Source organism: Shinella sp. OV683, from assembly GCF_057787725.1.
On the sequence record NZ_CM173543.1, the window covers coordinates 3562727 to 3585495 of the forward strand.

The window sequence follows — 22769 nt, forward strand, 5'->3', positions numbered from 1 at the left end:
TTTCCGCGATGATACGCTATATCCTTCACAAGCTACTGTTGTTCGTGCCGACAGTGTTCGGCATCACCATCTGTGCGTTCGCGTTTGTGCGTCTGCTTCCGGGCGATCCGATTCTCGCCATGGCGGGAGAGCATGGCGTCACGCCCGAGCGCTACGAGATCCTCAAGGAGCAATTCGGCTTCAACCTGCCCATCTGGCAGCAATATCTGCGCTATCTCGGCGAGATATTGCAGGGCGATTTCGGCATCTCGATCTCGACCAAGCAACCCGTCATGAACGAGTTCCTGACGCTGTTTCCGGCGACGATCGAGCTGTCTATTGTTGCCATGCTGCTGGCCGTCGTCATCGGCATTCCGGCCGGCGTGCTCGCCGCTGCCAAGCGCGGCTCATGGCCGGACCAGCTGATCATGGGCACCGCCCTTGTCGGCTACTCCATGCCGATCTTCTGGTGGGGCCTGCTGCTGATCATCTTTTTCTCCGGCTATCTCGGCTGGACGCCGGTCTCGGGGCGTATCGGGCTGCAGTTCTTCTTTCGCCCGATCACCGGCTTCATGCTGATCGACACGCTGCTTTACGGCAAGTGGGACGCCTTCGTCTCCGCCGTCAAATACATGATCCTGCCGGCTATCGTTCTCGGCACCATTCCGCTTGCCGTGGTAGCACGGCAGACGCGATCCGCCATGCTTGAAGTGCTCGGCGAGGACTATATCCGTACCGCGCGTGCCAAGGGGCTGTCGACATTCCGGATCATCGGCGTGCATGCCCTGCGCAATGCTTTGATCCCGGTCATCACCACCATCGGCTTGCAGATCGGCGTGCTGATGGCGGGTGCGATCCTGACGGAAACCATCTTCTCCTGGCCCGGCATCGGCAAGTGGATGGTCGATTCCATCTTCAAGCGCGATTATGTCGTCGTCCAAAGCGGCTTGTTGCTGATCGCGCTGATCGTCATGTCGGTCAACCTCATCGTCGACGTGCTCTACGCCGTCATCAACCCACGCATGCGAGGGTAGCCATGAGCACGGTCGAAATCGAAACACTTGCAGTGACAAAGCGGGCGCGCTTCCCGCGCCTGAGCGAATTCTGGTACTACTTCTCAATGAACCACGGCGCGGTGATCGGGCTGGTGGTCTTTTGCCTGATGGTGCTTGCAGCCATGCTCGCACCTGTGCTCGCACCGCATGCACCTGACGCGCAGTATCGCGATGCCTTTCTGGTGCCGCCGGTCTGGCACGAAGGCGGCCAGTGGAAGTTCATTCTCGGAACTGACCCTGTCGGACGCGATATGCTGTCGCGCCTGTTGTATGGCGCGCAGTTTTCACTGCTGATCGGCGCCGTGGTTGTGACGCTGTCGCTGATCGGCGGCATTACGCTTGGCCTTGTCGCCGGCTTCTTCCGTGGCTGGGTCGATGTCGCCGTCACCCGGATCATGGACATCATCCTTGCCTTTCCGTCGCTGCTGCTAGCGCTGGTAATGGTGACGATCCTCGGCCCGAGCCTGTTCAACGCCATGCTGGCCATCTCGCTGGTGCTGGTGCCGCATTTTGCCCGGCTCGTTCGTGCTGCCGTCATGGCGGAGAAAGGCCGTGAATATGTCACCGCCTCCAAGGTCGCGGGTGCCGGCAATCTCAGGCTGATGTTCCTGACCATTCTGCCGAACTGTCTGGCGCCGCTGATCGTGCAGGGAACGCTGTCGTTCTCCAACGCCATCCTCGAAGCCGCAGCGCTCGGCTTTCTTGGGCTTGGCGCCCAGCCGCCGACGCCGGAATGGGGCACGATGCTGGCGACCGCCCGCGAATTCATTCTGCGTGCACCTTGGGTCGTGACTTACCCCGGTCTTGCGATTCTGATAACTGTGCTTGCCATCAACCTGATGGGCGATGGCCTGCGCGACGCGCTCGATCCCAAGCTGAAGAGGTCGTGACGATGATCTGTTCGCTCGACTTTTCCAGTCTTTACGGCGGCCTCGCAGTTGGTGCGGGGTTTGCGTTCACGGCATGGGCGGTCTGGTTCGGCAAATACCAGCCGAACGACCTGCACCTTTCGACGCCTGTGCTTGCCAACGGACTACGAAGCCATTCGTCCCTGTCCCGCTCGGCGAGTGCCTATGTCAGCCTGATGCAGCAGGCGCGGTCTCGCATCGAACGGGGCCACGACGCCACGGAAATCCTGGAGCGGGCGATTGGCCTGGTGCGCGCGCGCCGTGTGTTCGTCATCGCCGTCACGCTTATCCTTTGGACGGCAGCGATGCTGTCGGCGCAACAGTTCCTCGGCGGCAACGCCAAATGCCTGATGCGGATAGCCGAAGGCGAACCTGTGAAAACCCAACTGGCCAACCATGCCGTACCTGCCCGCAGCGATCGCGATGCATTGGCGCTGGCCCGCCAGCGGGACCGAGCCCTGGGCATCGGTCGCTACTCGGTGGGTTATCATGAGGAATTGATCACGCCCCGCCTGCCCTCCCATGTCAATCGTCTGGAGCTTGTGCATGGCCCTGCTTGAAATCAGCAACCTGACTGTCGAGTTCGAGACCACGTCCGGCCTGTTCCGGGCTGTCGACGGCGTCTCGTTGAGCTGCGACAAGGGCGAGATTCTCGCAATCGTCGGCGAATCTGGCTCGGGTAAATCGGTCGCCATGCTCGCTGTCATGGGCCTGCTGCCGTGGACGGCGATCATCACTGCCGACAAGATGGCATTTGACGGCCGCGACCTGCAGACCATGTCGCCCAGTGACCGTCGCCAGATTATCGGCAAGGACATGGCGATGATCTTCCAGGAGCCGATGACATCGCTCAATCCCTGTTTCACCGTCGGTTTCCAGATCGAGGAGGCGCTGAAGGCGCATCTCGACCTCGACAAGAAGCAGCGGCGCGCGCGGGCCGTCGAGCTGCTTAAGAAGGTCGGCATTCCCTCGCCGGAAAGCCGCCTCGGAAACTTTCCACACCAGATGTCCGGCGGCATGAGCCAGCGCGTGATGATCGCCATGGCGCTGGCCTGCAATCCCAAGCTCCTAATCGCCGACGAACCAACCACAGCGCTGGACGTGACGATCCAGGCGCAAATTCTCGATCTTCTCATCCGGCTGCAGCAGGAAGAGGGGATGGGGCTGGTGCTGATCACCCACGACATGGGCGTCGTCGCCGAGACCGCCGAGCGCGTCCAGGTCCAGTATGCCGGCCAGAAGGTCGAAGAACAGGGCGTCATCGACCTCTTCACCGATCCGCATCATCCCTATACCGCGGCATTGCTCGCCGCATTGCCAGAACGCGCCATGGCCGGTGGCCGGCTTCCGTCGATCGCCGGCGTTGTGCCGGGTCAGCGCGATCGTCCGACAGGCTGTCTTTTCTCGCCGCGCTGCGCCTTTGTCACCGACCTCTGTCGTCAGAGTGTTCAGCGGCAGGGTGCGGAGTATGGTAATGCGCTTTGCAACTATCCGCTCAAGGCAGGCAAGCCGACCAATCATCCCGCATTTCAGGGAGAGATGGCATGAGCCAGGCCATTATCGAAGGCACCGATCTCAAGCGCTTCTATGAGGTCGGCGGCGGATTGTTTTCCAAGCCCGCGACCGTCAAGGCATTGAATGGCCTGAGCTTCAGCCTGCAGCCCGGCAAAACGCTGGCCGTGGTGGGCGAATCCGGTTGCGGCAAGTCGACGCTCGCCCGGCTCGTCACCATGATCGAGCATCCCACCAACGGCGATCTGCTGATCGAGGGCCGGCCAGCCGATCCGCAGGACAAGGTTCACCGCTCCACGGTACAGATCGTCTTCCAGAATCCCTATGGTTCGCTCAATCCACGCCAGAAGATCGGCACGATCCTCGAGGAACCGCTGAAGATCAACATGCCGGACGACGCCGCGACCCGGCGCCGGAAGGCGATGGAGATGCTTGCCAAGGTTGGCCTCAGGCCCGAGCATTACGATCGCTACCCGCATATGTTCTCCGGCGGCCAGCGCCAGCGCATCGCCATCGCCCGTGCGCTGATGCTCAATCCGAAGGTTCTGGTGCTCGACGAGCCTGTCTCGGCGCTCGACTTGTCGATCCAGGCGCAGGTGCTGAACCTGCTGATGGACCTGCAGAAAGAGATGGGACTTGCCTATCTCTTCATCTCGCATGGGCTTTCGGTCGTCCGCCACATCGCTGACGACGTGCTGGTCATGTATCTCGGCAAGCCAGTGGAAATCGGCCCCGTCGAGGATGTCTTCGCGCATCCGCGCCACCCCTACACCGCAGCCCTGTTGTCGGCGACCCCGATCGCCGATCCGACGCGCAAGAAGGCCCGCATCGAGCTCAAGGGCGAGTTGCCGTCACCGCTCAATCCGCCGCCGGGCTGTCCATTCAATCCACGCTGCGCCCATGCCACCGACATCTGCCGGCAGGCCTTCCCGGAACAGACCGCGATAGGTGATCACAGGTTTTATTGCTATCATCCTCTCTGACCTTGCAGGGGAGATCAGCGCATGTTCTTGAAGACCATCGCGGAGACTGAAGGCAACGGCCGGGTCGGTGAGATCTATCAAAAGCAACTGGACGCTCAAGGTTTCGTGATGGAAGCCACCAAGTGCTTCACCACGCGGCCCGACCTGCTGCCCATCTACACCGATTTCAACGACAAAATCCGCGCTGGTTTTTCGCTCGGCATGCGCGAATGGAAACTGATTACGCTGATTTGCGCCCGTGACATCCCCTCCACCTATTGCTCCCATGTCTATGGCAAGCAACTCGTCGACGAACTGGGATCTCCCGAGGCGGTGCTCGCCGTCCAGCGCGATTTCCGCAATGCCGGCCTCTCCGAGCGGGATGTCGAGATGCTTGCTTATGCGGAAAAGATCACCAGGGATGCAGCGTCCATCGTGCAGGCGGATATCGACAGGTTGCGCGCCGTCGGCTTTTCAGACCAGCAGATCTGCGATATCGCGCTCTGCGCCGCCTTCCGCTCCTTCGTCAGTCGGTTCTTCGACGCTGTCGGTGCCGGCCCGGAGCCGGTCTATATCAGCGACGACGCGGCATTCCGTGAAGCGATGACAGTCGGCAAGCCGATCTGAGCGCAATCGTCGCATGGCAAAATTGATCTTTCCTCTGCTCAGGACTGGTGTATAGAAGTGCCAAAACTTGAGGGTGGTAGACATATTTTGCGTCCGCCCGGCACGATTTCGAAGTACCGCCATGCGCCTTGTTCTCACTACTGTTTGTATCGCAGCTACCTCGCTTGTTGCTCTCGCAGGCATCGGCCTTGCCGGCTCCGACGTCTATCCAACCAAGGAGGCATTGGGCAAAGCCCTGTTCCACGACAAGAACCTGTCGCAGAACCGCACCCAGGCCTGCTCGACCTGCCATATGCCGGAGATCGGCTTCGCCGACCGTCACGACGTCCACAAGGGCAATGCCGTTTCGCTGGGCGACAACGGCAAATCCTTTGGCGACCGCAATGCGCCGACCGCCAGCTATGCGGCGCTGACGCCACCCTTTCACAAGGATGCCACCGGGCTCTATGTCGGCGGGCAGTTCTGGGATGGCCGTGCCAGCGGTCTGGAGGAGCAGGCCGCCGGGCCGCCGCTCAACCCGATCGAGATGGGCATGACGGACGACAAGGAGATATCGGCCCGCATTCATGAGAACCCTGCTTACGTGGCAGCCTTCGACAAACTGTTCGGTGCCGGGGTGTTGGAGGATTCCGACAAAACCTTCCGTGCCACCACGCAGGCCATCGCGGCTTTCGAACGCACACCGGAATTCTCGCCCTTCGATTCCCGTTATGACCGCTATCTGCGCGGCGAGGAAAAGTTCACCGAGCAGGAAGAGTTGGGACGGACTCTGTTTTTCTCGACGCAGTTCACCAACTGCAATCTCTGCCATGACCTGAAGGGTGCCGACGGCCGCCTTGAAACCTCGACCTTCTCGTCGCACAAATATTTCAACATCGGCGTGCCGGCCAACACGGATGTGCGCAAGAGCAATGGCTCCAAGCCGGACTTTGTCGATGTCGGCCTTGCCGGCAATCCGCTCGTCAACGGCGATCCACTGGAGCGCGGCAAGTTCAAGGTGCCGAGCCTGAGGAATGTCGCGGTCACCGGACCCTACATGCACAACGGCGTCTTCAACGACCTGCGCACCGTTATCCTGTTCTACAACAAATATAATTCCAAGAAGAAAAGCCGCCAGATCAACGCCGAAACTGGCCAGCGCTGGGCCGATCCCGAAATCTCCGATAACCTCGCCAAGGACAAGCTGGAGACCGGACCGGGCCTGGACGACAAGCGCGTCGACGCACTGGTGGCGTTCCTGAAGACGCTGACGGACAAGAAATACGAGCATTTGATCGGGAAATAGAAGCCCGATATCGGGCTATAAGACACAAATCGATTACCGCTATCGGACGTGTACAGCGGGCGCGACCAAAATCGCGCCCGCTACCAGCGGTGCTCAGAAGCGCTCGCCCACGAGTTCCTCGCTCTTCGCCCAAAGCAGTTTGGCCCGTTCCGGGTCCAGGGCATAAGACCGCACGCCACCTCGAATGCCTTCGCCTTCCGTGACCTCTGCGACATGGCAATCTTCGCAATAGCGTCCGCCTACCGCGTCTGCATCAGCGACGGCCGCCGCCCATACCGATGTCGCGGCGCCCTGAGGGATCGTCTTGAACTCGAACGGCGGCAGGCCGGCCTCCGCGTTGGCGGCGTTGATCGAGCCGATGAACGCCTCTTCGTCCGCCTGGCTCATATGCCGGCCGAGTTCGGTGCGGATGGCTCCCGGCATCAAGGCACATGCGCGCACGCCGCGACCGCGATGCCGGCGGTCGAATTCGATCGCGAACAGGACGTTGGCTGTTTTCGACCGACCGTAGCCGACCCATGGATCGTAGGCAGTCCGCTCAAAGTTGGGGTCGTCCAGGTCGATGTCGGCGAAGCGGTGGCCCGCCGACGACAGATTCACGAACCGCCCGCCATCTTTGATCAGCGAGGCAATGCGGTTCACCAGGACGAAGTGGCCGAGATGATTGGTGCCGAACTGGGTTTCGAATCCGTCGGATGTGCGCCCCAGGGGCGGCGCCATCACGCCGGCATTCGCGATGACGATGTCGAACGGGCGACCATCCGCCAACAACTGACTGGCGCTGGCGCGGACGCTGTCGAGCGAGGCGAGGTCGAGGTCGATCAACTCGAAACTGCCGCCACCCGCCTTGGCGGCTTCGCGTACCCCGGCCGTGGCACGTTCGGCCTTGGCGAGATCCCGAGCGGCGCCGACGACATCGGCCCCGTGGGCCGCCAGCGCCCGGGCGGTCTCGACGCCGAGCCCCGCCGAAGCGCCTGTCACGAGCACGCGCTTGCCGCCGAGGTCCACGCCCGCAAGCACCTCGTCAGTGGTCGATGTCGCACCAAATTGATTTGTCATGATAATGTCCTCGATTGATGGAGACGCTGCCGGCAGCGGATGCCCGCCGGTTTGCCAGATATGGTTCGAGGATGATCGAAATCCGCGCCCAATCGTCTCGATTCCTTGCCTGATCCGATCAATGGCCTTGCGCCGGCTCCCGCAATGCACAATTATTCAGGTCATGCAGGAACTTCTCGACAGCATGTGCCGCCGCGTACTGCGCCATACCGATGGAATACGTCTGGAGACGCCGTTGCCGCGCATCGGCCTGGGCGTCTCGCGACAGTGCGGCATGCCGATGGTGACGCTATACGAGCCAACGATCTGTCTGGTGTTGCAAGGCGCAAAGCAGGTGCTGATCGGCGACCGCTTGTTGCGTTACGATGCCGCCAGCTGTTTCATGATCTCGCTCGGTCTGCCGGCGACCGGTTGCGTGGTCGAAGCGGAGACGGACAAGCCTTACGTATCGGCGGGACTGGCGCTCGATCGCGGTGTGCTCACTACGCTGCTGGCCGATCTCGCCCCTGCTGCCACCACCGCTCCTGTCTCCGGCTTTGGTGTAGCTCCGGTCACACCCGAACTGCTTGAGGCGTGGGATCACCTCCTCGCCTTGCTCGACATGCCCGGCGACATTCCCGTCCTCGCCGCAGCGCGAGAACGCGAGGTGCTCTACCGCCTGTTACAGAGCGCGCACGGCCCCATGCTCCGCCAGATCGGACGCGAGGAAAGCCGGCTGTCACAGGTAAGGCGCGCCATCGACTGGATAAGCCAACACTTCCAACAGACGGTGCGCACCGAGACGCTTGCCGACATGGCCGGCATGAGCGTGCCGTCCTTTCACCGGCACTTCAGGGCCGCGACCGCGATGAGCCCCCTGCAGTATCAGAAGACGCTTCGGCTTCATGCCGCGCGCCGCCTGCTGGCGACCAACGCCGATGCGGCCCGCGCAGCCTATGCCGTGGGTTACGAAAGCGCGTCGCAGTTCAGCCGTGAATATTCCCGTCTGTTCGGCATTCCACCAGCGCGCGACGCCGCTCGGTTGCGCGAGGGCGTGGGCGAGATCGCGCCGATCTGACTTCCGCCGCCGAATGATCCCATACTAACGCACTGGACAGCGCTACCACCGTCCGATAGGCCTAGGCGCAATCGTTCCACACTTTTTGAACCGTCAGGAGGCCTCCATGGCCGCATCCGCTTTGACAATTCCCGATCTCGCCGGCAAGGCGGTTTTGATCACCGGTGCTTCGACCGGTATCGGTGCAGCGCTCGCGCGGGGTTTTGCTGCGCAGGGCGCCATGGTCGGCCTGCATTACAATTCCAGCACCGAGGCGGCGCATGCGGTTGCCAAGGAGATCGAGGATGCCGGCGGCAGCGTCGTGCTGCTCAAGGGCGATGCGACCATATCATCCGATATGGTTCGGGTGGTTGAGGAAGCCGCCAAGGCGTTCGGCAAGCTCGATGGTTTGATCAACAATGCCGGCGGCATGGTCGCACGCCTCACCTACGAGGAGATGACCGACGAGCATTACGACGCCGTCATGGATCTCAATGGTCGTTCGGTGTTTTCGACCACCACCGCAGCCATTCCGCATCTCAAGAAGCAGGGCGGCTTCATTATCAACACCACCTCGATTGCCGCCCGCACCGGCGGCACGGCAGGTTCTGGGCCTTATGGTTCGTCCAAGGCTTTTGTGGCGGCGGTAAGCAAAGGGCTGGCGCTGGAACTCGGGAAATATGGCATCCGCGTCAATTCGGTGGCGCCTGGCTATATCGCGACCCCGTTCCAGGATCGCTATGCGCTGCCGGGACAAGCGGACACAGTCGCCAAGGCAGTCCCGCTCGGCCGCGTCGGCACCGCTGAAGATTGCGTCGGCACCTATCTGTTCCTCGCCTCGGATGCGCTGTCCGGCTACATCACCGGCCAGATGATCGACGTCAACGGCGGCCAGATGATGCCCTAGCTAGGCGGTAACAGTGTGGCGTCTCTCGAGAAATACGAGACCCGCCACGCCAGCCAGCGCCATGACGACACCGAGCCAGGCAGTATCGGAATAGCCGAACAGATGGGCGCCGACCGCAAAGGCGAGTGCGCTCATGCCGGCAGACATGAATGACGTCATCTGGTTGAGCGATGTGCCCAAGCCGGGCTTGTCGAGCCAGAGATCCTGGAAATAGGTAAGCGGCAGCGACAGGATCGCGGCGACCCCGAACGCATTGGGGATCAGCAGCAGATAGATATGCCAGGGTTGGCTGGCAAAGCTCAGCAGACCCATGAATACCGTATAGATCAGCGAACCGACCGCCAGCGCCTGCAACACGCTCAGCCGCTTCAGCAGGCTGCCCCAGATCAGCATGAAGGGGATTTCCAGCGCCGCACAGCTGCCGGCGACGATGCCGACATCGATCAGCGTGCCGCCGGCGCGGCCGGTGATGATCAAGGGCTGGATGATGGCGATCAGTCGCGTCGCGGCGGTCACCAGCGACATCGAGGTGACGCGCATCAGCATGACGGGCGTGGTGGCCAGCTTGAGCGAGGCGAAGAACGACAATCGCTCCACGTTCTTTCCCGGTTCGCTGCGGATTGGCGGCATGAAGGCAAGGATCACCAGGAAGCCTGCGAGGCAGGCGATCGCCGAAAAGCCCCAGGCGCCCAGCATGCTCGGCGAGGTCGAGATCCACAGCGCCACGAGACCCGGCACCAGGATCCATGAACCCGAGAAGATCGCCCGCACGACGGAGGTGATGGCACGCGCCTCGTTGGCTGCAAGCCTATTGCTGAGCGAGCGGATGGTGGCAAAGCCTAGCGAGTAGCTGGAATTGGAAAGCGGCACGAGCAGGATGGCGCAGAAGGCGAAGATCCTGATGTCCGGCAGCAGATAGATCAGCCCAAAGCCGACGATGCCGGCAAGCAGGACACTGAGCAGCAACGGCTTGCGGTCGACGATCAGATCGGAAAACACCGCCACCGTCACGCCATAGATCAGGTTGGCGAGCGCGATGAGGAACAACAGCAGCGATAGCGACTGGTCGCTGAGATGGAACTCTCGGATACCGACGACGGAAAGGTATGGCAGCGTGGCGCCGCCGGTCATACCGCTGATAAACAGTGCCAGCGTGGCGACGCGAAGAGACGGATTGCGAAGAATGACGAGAAATGCGGAGAGCATGGAATCGAGCCGGGTCGTAAAAGTCTATATTCAAGCCGCAGCTCTAACTTTCAAATGAATTCAATTGATGACGCCGATCACGGCCACGAATGCATCTTAGAATATTCGATATTGACGACAAACCGACCAGTCGGTATGCTGGATATGAAAGTGAGGAACCGCGCAGATGGACGCAAAAACGGATTCCCGCACGCGAATTCTCAAGGCCGCGACCGATGTCTTTCGCCTCAAGGGCTATGCGTCGACGAGGGTTGAGGATATCTGCGCCGCTGCCGGCCTGACAAAAGGCGGGTTCTTCCATCATTTCGGCTCCAAGGAAGAGGTGGCGATTGCCGCCGCGGAGCACTGGTCTGAAGTCACCGGCGCCCTGTTTCGTGAGGCGGATTACCACAACCACGCCGATCCCGCTGATCGGCTGCTCGGCTATATCGATTTCCGCAAGGCGCTGCTGCGCGGCACGCTTGCCGAGTTCACTTGCCTGCTGGGCACCATGGTGCAGGAAGTCTATGAGACCAATCCGGCGATCCGCATTGCCTGCGACACCAGCATGGCCGGTCACGTCTTCACGCTGAGGGAAGATTTCGTCGAGGCTCGTCGGCGCTATGCGCCCGATGCAGAATGGACGGCGGAAAGCCTGGCGCTGCACACCCAAGCCGTGATCCAGGGCGCCTTCATTCTTGCCAAGGCGAAAGGGAACGCTGATGTCGCCGCAGACAGCATCGATCACCTCAGCCGCTATGTCGCGCAATTGTTTCAACGCCAACCGCTGGAATTGAAAAGGGAGAGAGAAGATGCATGAACCTCAAATCCTGAAGCCCGCCGAATGGCTCGCTGCCCACAATGCCTTCATTGCCAAGGAAAAGGAGCTGTCGCGCGCCCGCGATGCGCTTGCAGCCGAGCGCCGGCGCCAGCCGTGGCAACTGGTCGAGAAGGACTATGTTTTCGAAGGTCCCAATGGCAAGACCGATCTTGAAGGCCTGTTCGACGGGCGCAAGCAGCTGATCGTCTATCATCACATGCTCAAGCCGCAGGATCCCGCACCCTGCCCTGGCTGCTGCATGTTCACCGACAATGTCGGCAACATGATCCATCTCAATCAGCGCGACACGACGCTGGCGCTGGTTGCGCGAGCGCCGATCGACGAAATCGAAGCGCTCAAGAAGCGCCTGGACTGGGACCTGCCGTTCTATTCGACCGGCCAGGAATTCAATTCGGATTTCGACGTCGTCCAGGGCGGCTTTGGCCTGAATGTATTTTTCCGTCAGGACGGCAAGATCTACCGCACCTATTTCACCACGAGCCGCGGTGTCGAGATGCTGGGCACGGTCTGGTCCTTCCTCGATCTTACGCCGATGGGGCGGCAGGAAGAATGGGAAGTGTCGCCCGAAGGCACACCGCAGACTCCGCCCTATCGCTGGTGGCGGCGCCACGATGAATATGTCGCGGCCTGAGCCGTCGTTGCTCGTCTTGCGCGCTAATCCCGTGCTTCGCTGTGGGGAAAGCCGATTTCACAATCAGGCTCGATGACGCAATTAAGTTGCATGCCAAAGACTTCAATCTGTGATATGCGTTCATGAAGCGCAGTTCATGAGCAGTCGGACCAGTTCACAATCCCGTCGCACACGACAGCCTCCGGCGGGATTGAAGTGGAGGTAGGCATGAAATACCATCGGGACGGACAGGATATCGGGATGTTCGATCAGCGGGACATGGAGGCGCTGCAACAGGCCTTCAACACGATCAGCGTTCGCCGGATGCTCATCGAGGATGATGCGGAGGCCAGGAAGCTCGCGCGCGCCCTCATCCATCTTTATCGCCACGGAATTCGCGACCCCAACCAGCTCATTTCGGCGCTCGACAGGCAAGACAGGCCGTCAGACGTCGCGTGAGAGAAAGCCGGCGTATTATACCGGCTTTTGACGATCTCCAGAGACGCGCCGTCATTGACTATAGAGAATGCGGCGAGCAATCGGGCAGCCGCAGACACCACTCCGAAAATCATTCTCCCGCCTGTTGAATCTCGGTAGAAAAGCTCCCACAATTGGGCATCTGCCCGGGACAGGATTGCTCCCGGCGATATTTTCTGCTCGCGCCGCTCAAATCAATGCTGGCCAGCGCTTGATTATGACAGTGAAATGACATCTTTCGAGAAAATTGCATTGATTCACAATTATTATGGAGACACCGCGGTGACCGACAAGATCAAGAAACTCTACGAAGTGCTGATTGCCGGTGCGACGGCAGGCCTGTCCGACGTGGCGCTTTACAAGCATGTCAAGGCAGAATGCCCGAAGGCGACCAGCAAGAAGATCGTCAAGGCGTCGCTGCTGGCGCTTTCTGATCCGGACGTCAAGGACGGCACGATCCTGCAGGTCATCTATGCGCTCGCCATCAAGCATCGGCTGGACCCGGTGAGCAAGGACGACACGGAAGAAGCCGCTGTCGAGGAAGCGCTTCCGGAACAGATAATTGTCGAGGCCAAGCCGAAGAAGGAAAAGGCGTCCAAGAAGAAGCATGAGGAAAGCCCGGCTGCGATGTAAGGGGCCTCAAAGCGTGTTTACCCCGCCGGTGCAAAGCCGGCGGGTTTTCAATGGTCATGCCGATGGTGCATGTCCGGATAATGCGCGTGCCGATGCGTCATCTTCTCGTGCCGATGCCAATGTGAATGCGGCTCGGTCACAAGGCCGTCATGGGCATGCTGGTGATGCGCATCGTGGACATGGCTGTGCTCGTGCTCCATTTCCTCGTGGTCGTGGGTGTGCGAATGCCGCTCGGTCAGATGCAGCCACAGGCCGACCGCCATCAATGCGCCAGCCAGAGCCAACCTGGCGGTCAACGACTCACCCAGCAATGCCACGGCCAGCAACGCGCCGATAAACGGGGCGAGCGAGTAGTAAGCGCCTGTACGCGCCGTACCCAGATGACGCAGCGCGACAATGAACATTGCCAGGCTGACGCCGATGCCCAGGAAGCCGACTAGCGCGCCTGCGCCAATAAGGCCAAGGCTTGGCAGTGACGCGCCGAGCGCGAGCGCAATCGCGAAATTGACGCTGCCGGCCACCAACCCCTTGATCATCGATATCTGCACCGGATCGGCCGACGACAATTTTCGCGTCAGGTTGTTGTCGATACCCCAGCAAAGGCAGGCAGCGGCGATGAACAGCCCGCCGGCGTCGAGCCGCAGCGCCTGACCATTCCACGACAGCAGGATTGCCCCGGCGAGGATGGCGGCGGCCCCGACCAGCAGCCGCCGATCGACATTCTCGCGGAAGACGATCCAGGCGATCGCCATCGTCGCCAGACCTTCGAGATTGAGCAGCAGCGAGCCGGAAGACGCCGATGTCAGCGACAGGCCGAGCATCAGCAGCAGCGGCCCCAGCATGCCGCCGAACACCACCACCGCCGCCAGCCAGGGCAGATCCGATCTTTGCAGCGGCGCCTCGACGTTGGGCAGGCCGATCAACGGCCGCCCCCAATGCACGATCGCCAGCCCAACCCCTGCCCCCAGATAGAGGATGCCTGCCAGAAGCCAGGGATCGATCGACCCCATCAACAGCTTTGACAGCGGCGCCGATGCGCCGAACAAAACTGCCGACGCCAGAGCGAGCGGCACACCGGGCCAGAGATGGGCATGATTGTTTGTCATGAACCAGCATTACAACATCGCATGGCCCGCAGGAAGCGATATGCGAAAACATCAGGGCTATTCGTGCAGGGCCTATGGGCATAGACTGGGATAACTGAATCGACAGGAAAGAGGCCGACGATGACATTGAGCACGCGCAAACTGGGTAAACAGGGTCTGGAAGTCTCCGCAATCGGGCTTGGCTGCATGGGCATGAGCCAATCCTACGGTCCGGCCGACGAGGTCGAGTCGATCGCAACGCTCAACCGCGCCATCGAGCTCGGCTGCAACTTCTTCGATACTGCCGAAGTCTACGGACCCTACACCAACGAGGACCTGCTCGGCCGCGCACTGAAGGGACGCCGCGGTGAAGTGGTCCTGGCGACCAAATTCGGCTTTCGCCTGGAGGACGGCAGGCAGATTGGCACCGAGCTCGACAGCCGGCCGAAGACCATCCGCAAGGCGGTCGAAGGCAGCCTGAAGCGGCTGGCGACCGACCATATCGATCTCCTTTACCAGCATCGCGTCGATCCCGACGTGCCGATGGAAGAGGTTGCCGGCACGGTGGGCGATCTCGTGCGCGAAGGCAAGGTCAAGTATTTCGGCCTGTCGGAGGCGGGCGTTGCCAATATCCGCCGCGCGCATGCCGAATTCCCGGTCTCGGCGGTGCAGAGCGAGTATTCGCTGTGGGAACGCAACCTCGAAGAGGATGTGCTGCCTGCGCTCCGCGAACTCGGCATTAGCCTCGTGCCCTTCAGCCCGCTCGGGCGCGGCTTCCTGACCGGCGAGGTCAAGCGGGCCGAGGACTATCCGGAAGGTGATTTCCGCCGCGGCGATCCGCGCTACCAGGGCGAGAACTACGACGCCAATGTCAAGGCGGCAGAAGTGGTGCGCGACATCGCCTCCAGCATAGGCGCCAAGCCGGGACAGGTCGCGCTGGCCTGGATCCTGCACAAGGGCGATGACATCGCGCCGATTCCCGGCACCAAGCGCCGCAAGTATCTCGAGGAGAATGTCGCCGCGGTGGCAATCTCGCTCAGCGCCGAGCAGGTGGCCGAGCTTGATGATGCGCTGGCACCGGGAAAAGTGTCTGGCCCGCGTTACGGCGAGCCGATGATGGCGATTATCAATCGCTGACCGACCGGATATGCTTGCTGCGGCCTGGCCTTGGCGGAAAATTTTCGCCTGAAGTGGCCCGGCCGCCCCGCCGCTGCGTATTGAAGGAAGCGACAGAAACATCCGGCTCTACAGCGCCGCGCATCTTCAAAGACGCGCAAAGGTCGCTGTGGCACTTTGAAGTAGCCGGACGAATGCGGAGGGTTTGCCATGCGCGCAGTGCCTGCCATCACGATTGCTTTCACCGCCTGCCTTCTCGCCTCGACGCCCGTGCGCGCCGAGGATCCGATCGACATTTCAAGACATGTGATCGAGCAGCAGATCGATGCCTTCCTCAAGGACGATGCCGAGACCGCCTATTCATTTGCAGCGCCCGGCATCAAGGCGCGTTATCCCGACAAAGCAGCCTTCTTCGCCATGGTCAAGAAGAGCTATCAGCCGGTCTATCGCCCCGGCAACTATGCCTTCGGCCGCAGCAAATCGATCGCCGACGGCGCCATGATCCTGCACGAAGTGACGATTACCGGCCAAGACGGCAAGAACTGGAAAGCCATCTACAAAATGGCCCGCCAACCCGATGGCAGCTACAAGATCGAGGGCGTGCTGATCCTGCCGGATATGGTGAGCAAGGCGATCTGAGGGGGGACTGACGAGCTCATCTGCTGTGTCCCTCAACTTCGACATCAACGCCCGATGTGCATGGACACCCGCCTTTACAATAGCTAAGCCTGAGGCTGAAATTTTCAGCGTCAAGGCATTTAGATGTATTTAGCGAGCAAACTGATATTCAAGCAGAATTTCCGTTACTTCGCAGGCGCCGGCCTGTTGCTTCTTGCATTTGAGGCGCTCACAGAGATCGGCATGCCCTCGGAAATCAACAGCCTGTTCGATGTTGTCCTCCTTTTGGTGCTGTCGTTTCTCATCTTGGCCTCCGCCTCTTTCGGCATGCCGTTTGCCGCTGCAATCCGCGCATGGCCGGCACCCTGGGCGCGATTTTGGCGGTATGGTTTGAAGTATCTTGCCATCATGGTGATCGCACTGCTACCGCCAATCGCTTTGGTACTGTCAGCGCCAGAGGATATGCCGAGGCTATCCAGTGACTTCGCTGTAAGTCATTTCGTTCAGCTCGTGACCCTGCCCTTGGCTTTGGCCTTTTTGGGCACATGGCTTGCCGCGACAGTTTTCGACATGAGCACGGGATTTACAGATGCGCTTCGTCGTAGCGGGAAAGTCTTTATTCCGCTGGCGTGGCGGCTCGCGCTCGTTGCCTTCGTCAATATCTTTTTGAGGCTAATATTCGGTATCCTTCAATCTGCCTTCGGCAGGGCACCGAAGGCTTTGGTGTTTGCGGACGACGGCAACATAAATATCGTGACCTCAATTTTCATCTTGGTCATCTACCTCGTCGATCTCTTTGCGTTGACTTTGACCAATGTCGCCATAAGTCGCCAATTCCTGAAGGCCGAGGGCATTACGCTGCCTTCTCAAGATGATCGGGACTTCACTGAGGCAATAGAGCCAACCTGACTGCTGCCAACCCCTCACCTCAGCATGATTCCTCGCCGTCATTTCCAGGCTGGACACAAACTCCCGCAGCAGCGACCGGTCGAAACGACCCTGCCGATCCAGCATCCAGGCGATGGCGTCGGCGTGTTTCCAGGGCTGCTTGTAGGGTCGCACCGAGGTGATGGCTTCGTCAGCAGCGTTCCGCAATGGTCGTGAGGCACCCACGACTCAATCCTGCAGCGATGGTAAGGTCCAACAGTGTGTGACGCATTTCGCTCTTCTTTGGGACACACTCTCGCGCGCCTTGATCCAAAAGCGAAGGGTCGGCTCACTTCGGGAACAGGAATGTCAGGTTCACGCGGAAGCCCACGCCCTTGGGGCCCTGCTCCGGCGACGTGACCCAGTAGCGGACGCCGGCGCCGAGGCTGATCGGCTGTTTGTCGACCACGACAAGCTTTGAGACCGTCAGGTTCAGCGGCACCGACCAGTCCTTGTTCTTCCAGTCATAGGTCGATTCGGTATTGAGGCCGAAGGTCCAGGCCTCGGGCGTCGTGTAGGATACGAAAGGCTGCAGGAAGGTCGAGCTGACGTCGGGGCGATCGCTGTCACCGGCGACAGACCAGATGTGGTTGGCAAGCCCGCCCACAGTCCACGGTCCCACCTGCTTAAGTGCGACGGCTGTCGGGCCGATGCCCCATTTGCCGGAGCCAAGAAGGTCATCTGTGCCGGTTGGCAGCAGGAATGCCGGACCTGCGCCCCAGATTATGCCGCTGTCGGTTGGCTTGGACGGCGAGAAGAAGAAACTCTGCAGGGTATCGCCAAGCCCGAACTGCGTACCGGACGGGCCGGCAATGTCATTCTGCCAGATCACAGGAACGATCGTTCGAGAGATCACATTCCAATCGTCGTTCAGCTCAAATGGAATGACAGGCTGGATATTGAGAACCGTCTTGTCACCGTCACTGGGTCCATAGCCATGATCGTAATTGAACTGGAAGGGCACGCTGATCATCGACGCGATCGGATTGGAAAGCTTCTTGGCGAGATCGGCGCTGGATTCCTGGGCGACGGCCGATGATGCCGAAAGCACCATCGCCGAAAGCCCCAAAACATAGGTTCTAAACTGACTGGCCATTGTGATGCCCCATGTTCATCTTTCCGGCGCATTTACATCTTTTGCGCGGCTTGCTGAGTGGCCGGCATGAGAACATGATTTTTCTAATTTAGGGAAGCGCGTTACGGTAACATTCGCTAGCAAATGTCCAACGACCTGGATCATACGGGGATTGCAAAACCTCCTGAAAGCAGGCTCTTTTTCGTCCCGAACCCGCGGGTTTCAGGTCGCCGCGAAGGCGCGAACTTCCCCGCCCCTCACTTCACCTCGGCATGATTCCTTGCGGTCATTTCCAGGCTGGACACAAACTCCCGCAGCAGGGCCCTGTCGAAATGACCCTGCCGATCCAGCATCCAGGCGATGGCGTCGGCGTGTTTCCAGGGCTGTTTGTAGGGGCGCACGGAGGTGATGGCCTCGTAGACATCGCAGATCGCGCAAATCCGCGCATAGAGGCTCAGCTGGTCGGCGGCCTTGCCGTTGGGATAGCCCTTGCCATCCAGCCGCTCATGATGATTAAGGCAGACGTCGAGCGCGATCTCCGGCATGTCGGACTGCAGCGACAGGATGGCGTGCCCCAGCTCCGGATGGTTGCGGATCAACTCGAACTCGCCATCGGTAAGCTGGCCCTCCTTGGTCAGCACATCATCGGGAATCTTCATCTTGCCGACATCATGCAGAAGACCACCAACCCCAAGCACCTGAACGATCTTTTCGTCGAGCTTGAGATAGCGCGCGAACTGCACCATCAAAGCACTGACCGCAATCGAGTGGACGAAGGTCGTCTCATCCTTCGACTTCAGCCGCGTCAGGTTGAGCAGGATCAGCGGCTCGCGCCGCATCACGCCGGAAATCTGTTTTACGACCGGCGTAACTTGCGCAACCTTGATATCGCCGCCCGAGCGGACACCCTTGAACAATCCCGCGACGATGGCTTCCGATTGCAGGATGGCTTGTGCGGCAATCTTTTGTCGCTCTTCGAACGAAAGAGACGGCGACGCAGGCTGCTGGGGCTTCTTCGCAGCCTGGCGCGGCGCGGCGGCGGCGGGATCGACTACATCGAGCCCCATTGACGTGTTGATGATGATGCCGCTGACATTGCTGCGCTTGAGTTTTTCCACGTTCTCGGCGCCTTCCAGCAGGAAACGCCGGCTGGAAAACGGATTATCGGACCAGGAACCTTCGAGGTCCTCAATGAACATGCCAGAGCGTAACAGCGATTTGTCTATACGTTTCAGCATATCTGCACGGTTTTATTGCCCTACCGGTGACGTGACAGCCAATATCATTATGCAATGCTAACATTCCATAGGTTATCTACACGTTAAAGAACGACAACCCTGTGTATACATGGAGGAAATACAGAAAGTGCGGCCATATTCATAAAATCAGCCAGTGAAGATGCAAATGCCAATCCGAATCTGCGCGTCCGCCGCTTTAGCGACCCGAGACGCCATGTTCCATGAAAAGGCCTGTTTCGAACTAAGCTTCAACTGTGGGAGGAAAAACGTCATTGCGCCGTTTTGAAAACTGTCCGACGGCGACTTCCAATAAAGAATCCGCGATCGCCTGCCTAAGCTGGTAAACATTCAGTTTTGTTCGCCGCTTGTCGAGGTTTTGTGCTGCGATCGCCAGTTGCAGACCCTCGTTCAGCATGATGTTATGGGCTCGCGCCAAGGCCCAGGCCTCGAAATCCCGCTGTTCATCCATGTCAGCCCCGCCAACTAAATCATTTAGTCTTAAGCAAACTCGAATCAGCTCTATACTCATAATTACATCACATTTTAGGAAATCCAAGAAGAAATGTTTGTCGCGGGGTATCGCGCCTGTAGATGAATCCAATCAGCCAGCGGATTCATCTTGCGGCCAGCGGAGAGTGACTGGCACGACTTGTCTCGCGCAGCCGAACTCACGCAGATGTGTATGTTCGGATAGCTTGGCTGGGGCGCCTACCCGATACGCGGCTTCACGTCTGTTCATGTGCTTCATGCGGCAGAATTTTACGATTGAGCCCCAAAATCTGCAGAACCTCTCCTGAGCCGCTCAGGCCGCTACGACATTGGCCACAGACGTCCGCAACGTGGTGGGCGAATGGCCATAGGCTTTTCGGAAGAGCCGTGCAAAATGCGACGCATTCTCGAATCCCACTTCGATGGCGATCTCGATCAGCGGTGCCTTGGTCTGCAACACGAGATGCCGGGCACGCTCGAGGCGAACGCGCCGATAGATGGCACCAGGCGAACTGTTGGCCTTCTTCAGGAACAGCCGCTCCAGCTGTCGCCGTGACACGCCTATCGCCTCGGCCAGCTCGGTGACCGAAAGCGCATTCTCGATATTTTGCTCCATCACTATGATCGCCGCCCTGAGCGTCGCGTCGCCATAATCAAGGGAAAGGGGTCGACGTGGCTGAATCTCCGATGCGGCGCGGGCCCGCTCGATCTGCAAAACTTCCAATGCGTTCCTCTCCGCGTCCCTGCCAATGTGACGTCGCACGATGAATGCTGCGATGTCGGCTGCGCTGCTTCCGCCAGCACACGATCCGCGGCTCGCATCGAGATTGTAGATGCGGTCCGCCCTGACTTCGTGATCCGGAAAGCGCTCCCTGAACGCATCATAGTGAAGCCAACTGACGCAGGTCTCATGATCCGTCATCAATCCCGCTTCCGCCAGGATAAACGTTCCCGTGCAAACGCCGATCAGTGGAACGTTCCGTGCTGCTGCCTTTTTGAGGTAAGCCACGGTCGCGTTGTCGACCGGAGACTCGCAGTTGAGGAGCCCTCCAACCACGACGATGTAGTCGAATTCGGTGGGATCGACCAGATCGGACGTCGGCGCAACTTGCAGGCCGCAACTCGACGTGATCAGATGACGGGTGTTGCCGATCACCTGCCAGTCTGCCAAGCGCCTACCCGACTTGTCGGCATGGTCACTGGCCAGGCGAAGGGTATCGACGAACATCGCGAATGCCGACAGCGTAAACGATCGCGCGAGCACGAATCCGACCCTGAGCCGCTTGGCCTTCATTGTTTGGGTCCTGGCGTTCATGCTTGCCTCCTGGTGCTAATCCGATAGCGAACGGGCTTTTTGATACGCAGCATCGAGGCCCGCGCTGATGATGGCATCGAACCCATCCTGCTGCATTTTGTTGATTCCAGCGGCGGTCGTGCCCTTGTAGTCGACGAATGACTTAACCGTTTCGCCCGGCGGCGCTCGATAGTGTTCCTGCAGCCGTCCGGCCCCGATAGTGACCTGTTGTGCAGCGCGCAACGCGATGTCGGCGGGAACGCCTCGGCTGATCGCGTCATTCCTCATTGCCTCGGCGAGCAGAGCCGGAAACGCCGCACCCGATCCGGACATTGCTGTGAAGTAGTCAATATGATCCTCCTGCAACACGGCATCGACCACTCCACAACTGCGAAACAGGATGCCAACAGTCTCCTGGTCGCCGGACTCCGAAGAGTCGACGAAATATGGCGTGTAGGAAAAGCCGATCTCGGCTGCTGCATTTGGCAGCGCCCGGGCGACGCGCGAGCTCCCTGATCGTTTCTTGATATGTTCAACGCTCACCCCGGCCATCACCGAGATCACGAGCTTTCCGGAAGCATCGACATCAATGGAAGTCCAGTCGCCAGGTCGCACGCACAGAATTACGATTTCGGAATTCCCGACCAGTTCCTTGTTGTCCTGTGTCCAGGCACATCCCAGGTCATTGGCTGGCATTCCACTCCTGAACGAGCAAGTCAGGCGGTCGGCTGCGACCGTGCCAGATTTGACCATTGCCTTTGCAAGCGCAGACCCAAGCCAGCCACCCCCGCCGATTATGCCTACCCGACCTATGTCGCCCATGACCTGCTCCTCACTTGATCTGAAATCCATGCGCGAGCGGATCGCGATCATCCACGAAGATCGTGTTGTGGCCAATGATCCGTGCCCACCCGCCGACGCTGGGCTTGATACCTTTGAACGGTCCGATATCGGTTTCCGCTTCGATGCGCCCCTCGAACACCGTGCCGATCAAGCTTTCCTGACGGAAGGCGTCGCCAACCTTCAAACGGCCTTTGCCATGTAGCTGGGCCATGCGAGCGGATGTTCCCGTGCCGCCCGGTGAACGATCGATGGCCTTGTCGCCATAGAAAACCGCCCCTCGTCCATCGGCACCATCGCTGGTCGGGCTGTCGCACCACAGCGCATGGTGCACGCCGGAAATCCTGTCGTCGCCCGGATGGATTGGATTGCAGATCGGCTCAAGCGCATCCCGCAGCTTCCGGCTCAGATCGACGATATCACTCGCGGATAAACCGTCGAGCCCCAGCCAATTGGCCTGCGGCTCGACAACGGCATAATAGTTGCCACCATACGAGATATCGACGATCAGTTCGCCTATGCCGGGAACCTTCACGGCGACGTCTGCTGCGTGTAGATAGCTCGCCACGTTGTATATGCGAACAGATTCCACGAACTCGTCCGGCTTGTCGTATTGAATGTCCACCTTTCCCGCAGGCGTCTCGATCGAAAGCTTTCCGGGCACACGCGGTGTGACAAGACCTTCCTCGATAGCGGCCGTCACCAGACCGATCGTTCCAGCACCGCACATTGGGAGACATCCGCTGACTTCAATGAAGATAACGGCAAAGTCACAGTCCTGTCGGTACGCCGGGTAGATGATCGCACCGGACATGATGTCATGGCCGCGAGGTTCAAACATCAGGGCCCGCCGCACCCAATCGTGGTCACGAACGAATATGTCCCGGCGCTCCGATATCGGCAGATGCGGCAGCAAAGGCCCTCCCCCAGCAACCAGTCTGACAGGATTGCCGCATGTGTGGGAATCGATGCAAAAGAAGCTACGCCGCATGGTGGTCCTTTCGGTATTCC

The 22769-nt window shown here is 59.9% G+C and carries 25 protein-coding genes; 16 read left to right on the top strand and 9 right to left on the bottom strand.

The genetic code is table 11. The features are described 5' to 3' along the window. Window positions 1-8 precede the first annotated feature (8 nt). The 7 genes from ACXHRN_RS17225 to ACXHRN_RS17255 all read left to right on the top strand — a co-directional run bounded on the left by ACXHRN_RS17225 (window position 9) and on the right by ACXHRN_RS17255 (window position 6328). A complete protein-coding gene (locus ACXHRN_RS17225; protein WP_488637537.1) occupies window positions 9-1013 on the top strand; it encodes an ABC transporter permease subunit in 1005 nt (334 codons plus the stop codon). 2 nt (window positions 1014-1015) lie between these two features. Then, window positions 1016-1924, top strand: coding sequence for an ABC transporter permease subunit (locus tag ACXHRN_RS17230; protein WP_488637538.1), 909 nt, complete (start codon window positions 1016-1018; stop codon window positions 1922-1924). Continuing rightward, window positions 1921-2502 carry a hypothetical protein gene (locus ACXHRN_RS17235; protein ID WP_488637539.1) on the top strand — a complete coding sequence of 194 codons (582 nt, stop codon included), beginning with the start codon at window positions 1921-1923 and terminating at the stop codon, window positions 2500-2502. The genes ACXHRN_RS17230 and ACXHRN_RS17235 overlap by 4 nt, the downstream gene beginning before the upstream one ends. Continuing rightward, window positions 2489-3490, top strand: a complete 1002-nt coding sequence (locus ACXHRN_RS17240; protein ID WP_488637540.1) for an ABC transporter ATP-binding protein — start codon at window positions 2489-2491, stop codon at window positions 3488-3490. Before ACXHRN_RS17235 ends, ACXHRN_RS17240 begins: the two co-directional genes overlap by 14 nt. Beyond that, the gene (locus ACXHRN_RS17245; RefSeq protein ID WP_488637541.1) at window positions 3487-4437 is read left to right on the top strand and encodes a dipeptide ABC transporter ATP-binding protein; all 951 of its coding nucleotides are present in this window, start codon (window positions 3487-3489) and stop codon (window positions 4435-4437) included. Before ACXHRN_RS17240 ends, ACXHRN_RS17245 begins: the two co-directional genes overlap by 4 nt. A 21-nt stretch (window positions 4438-4458) precedes the next feature. Continuing rightward, window positions 4459-5043 (top strand): carboxymuconolactone decarboxylase family protein, encoded by a 585-nt coding sequence (locus ACXHRN_RS17250; protein ID WP_488637542.1) that lies wholly within the window; start codon window positions 4459-4461, stop codon window positions 5041-5043. Window positions 5044-5164: 121 nt separating this feature from the next. Continuing rightward, the gene (locus ACXHRN_RS17255; protein WP_488637543.1) at window positions 5165-6328 is read left to right on the top strand and encodes a cytochrome-c peroxidase; all 1164 of its coding nucleotides are present in this window, start codon (window positions 5165-5167) and stop codon (window positions 6326-6328) included. 93 nt (window positions 6329-6421) lie between these two features. Here the strand turns inward: ACXHRN_RS17255 and ACXHRN_RS17260 are convergent, their stop codons facing one another. Further along, window positions 6422-7387, bottom strand: coding sequence for an SDR family NAD(P)-dependent oxidoreductase (locus ACXHRN_RS17260; RefSeq protein ID WP_488637544.1), 966 nt, complete (start codon window positions 7385-7387; stop codon window positions 6422-6424). Window positions 7388-7550: 163 nt separating this feature from the next. On the opposite strand from ACXHRN_RS17260, the gene ACXHRN_RS17265 reads away from it, so the two are divergent. Then, the gene (locus ACXHRN_RS17265; protein ID WP_488637545.1) at window positions 7551-8444 is read left to right on the top strand and encodes an AraC family transcriptional regulator; all 894 of its coding nucleotides are present in this window, start codon (window positions 7551-7553) and stop codon (window positions 8442-8444) included. Between the two features lie 106 nt (window positions 8445-8550). Further along, a complete protein-coding gene (locus tag ACXHRN_RS17270; protein ID WP_488637546.1) occupies window positions 8551-9330 on the top strand; it encodes an SDR family NAD(P)-dependent oxidoreductase in 780 nt (259 codons plus the stop codon). On the opposite strand, the gene ACXHRN_RS17275 is transcribed toward ACXHRN_RS17270, so the two are convergent. After that, the gene (locus tag ACXHRN_RS17275; RefSeq protein WP_488637547.1) at window positions 9331-10536 is read right to left on the bottom strand and encodes an MFS transporter; all 1206 of its coding nucleotides are present in this window, start codon (window positions 10534-10536) and stop codon (window positions 9331-9333) included. Between the two features lie 166 nt (window positions 10537-10702). Between ACXHRN_RS17275 and ACXHRN_RS17280 the strand changes: the two genes are divergently transcribed. From ACXHRN_RS17280 to ACXHRN_RS17295, 4 genes are all read left to right on the top strand, one after another. Further along, entirely contained in the window at window positions 10703-11335 is a 633-nt protein-coding gene (locus tag ACXHRN_RS17280; protein ID WP_488637548.1) for a TetR/AcrR family transcriptional regulator, read from the top strand. Further along, the gene (locus tag ACXHRN_RS17285; RefSeq protein ID WP_488637549.1) at window positions 11328-11987 is read left to right on the top strand and encodes a DUF899 domain-containing protein; all 660 of its coding nucleotides are present in this window, start codon (window positions 11328-11330) and stop codon (window positions 11985-11987) included. Before ACXHRN_RS17280 ends, ACXHRN_RS17285 begins: the two co-directional genes overlap by 8 nt. Before the next feature lie 207 nt (window positions 11988-12194). After that, the gene (locus ACXHRN_RS17290) at window positions 12195-12425 is read left to right on the top strand and encodes a hypothetical protein (RefSeq protein ID WP_488637550.1); all 231 of its coding nucleotides are present in this window, start codon (window positions 12195-12197) and stop codon (window positions 12423-12425) included. A 300-nt stretch (window positions 12426-12725) separates the two neighbouring features. Then, window positions 12726-13076, top strand: a complete 351-nt coding sequence (locus ACXHRN_RS17295; protein WP_488637551.1) for a hypothetical protein — start codon at window positions 12726-12728, stop codon at window positions 13074-13076. Window positions 13077-13123: 47 nt separating this feature from the next. Here ACXHRN_RS17295 and ACXHRN_RS17300 read toward each other — a convergent pair whose 3' ends face one another. After that, complete coding sequence (locus ACXHRN_RS17300; protein ID WP_488637552.1) at window positions 13124-14182, bottom strand: DMT family transporter; 1059 nt, start codon at window positions 14180-14182, stop codon at window positions 13124-13126. 120 nt (window positions 14183-14302) lie between these two features. On the opposite strand from ACXHRN_RS17300, the gene ACXHRN_RS17305 reads away from it, so the two are divergent. The 3 genes from ACXHRN_RS17305 to ACXHRN_RS17315 all read left to right on the top strand — a co-directional run bounded on the left by ACXHRN_RS17305 (window position 14303) and on the right by ACXHRN_RS17315 (window position 16804). Further along, a complete protein-coding gene (locus ACXHRN_RS17305; protein WP_488637553.1) occupies window positions 14303-15298 on the top strand; it encodes an aldo/keto reductase in 996 nt (331 codons plus the stop codon). A gap of 189 nt (window positions 15299-15487) precedes the next feature. Continuing rightward, complete coding sequence (locus tag ACXHRN_RS17310; protein ID WP_488637554.1) at window positions 15488-15916, top strand: DUF4864 domain-containing protein; 429 nt, start codon at window positions 15488-15490, stop codon at window positions 15914-15916. A 123-nt stretch (window positions 15917-16039) separates the two neighbouring features. Then, window positions 16040-16804 (top strand): hypothetical protein, encoded by a 765-nt coding sequence (locus ACXHRN_RS17315; RefSeq protein WP_488637555.1) that lies wholly within the window; start codon window positions 16040-16042, stop codon window positions 16802-16804. A gap of 307 nt (window positions 16805-17111) precedes the next feature. Here ACXHRN_RS17315 and ACXHRN_RS17320 read toward each other — a convergent pair whose 3' ends face one another. The 6 genes from ACXHRN_RS17320 to ACXHRN_RS17345 all read right to left on the bottom strand — a co-directional run bounded on the left by ACXHRN_RS17320 (window position 17112) and on the right by ACXHRN_RS17345 (window position 22749). Next, window positions 17112-17876, bottom strand: a complete 765-nt coding sequence (locus ACXHRN_RS17320) for a transporter (protein ID WP_488641929.1) — start codon at window positions 17874-17876, stop codon at window positions 17112-17114. Window positions 17877-18154: 278 nt separating this feature from the next. Next, a complete protein-coding gene (locus ACXHRN_RS17325; protein ID WP_488637556.1) occupies window positions 18155-19135 on the bottom strand; it encodes a cyclic di-GMP phosphodiesterase in 981 nt (326 codons plus the stop codon). Between the two features lie 241 nt (window positions 19136-19376). Continuing rightward, window positions 19377-19604 carry a hypothetical protein gene (locus tag ACXHRN_RS17330; RefSeq protein ID WP_488637557.1) on the bottom strand — a complete coding sequence of 76 codons (228 nt, stop codon included), beginning with the start codon at window positions 19602-19604 and terminating at the stop codon, window positions 19377-19379. Between the two features lie 333 nt (window positions 19605-19937). After that, complete coding sequence (locus ACXHRN_RS17335) at window positions 19938-20939, bottom strand: GlxA family transcriptional regulator (RefSeq protein ID WP_488637558.1); 1002 nt, start codon at window positions 20937-20939, stop codon at window positions 19938-19940. Window positions 20940-20954: 15 nt separating this feature from the next. Beyond that, entirely contained in the window at window positions 20955-21791 is an 837-nt protein-coding gene (locus ACXHRN_RS17340) for a pyrroline-5-carboxylate reductase family protein (RefSeq protein ID WP_488637559.1), read from the bottom strand. Continuing rightward, complete coding sequence (locus ACXHRN_RS17345; protein ID WP_488637560.1) at window positions 21751-22749, bottom strand: 4-hydroxyproline epimerase; 999 nt, start codon at window positions 22747-22749, stop codon at window positions 21751-21753. Before ACXHRN_RS17345 ends, ACXHRN_RS17340 begins: the two co-directional genes overlap by 41 nt. Window positions 22750-22769 lie beyond the last annotated feature (20 nt).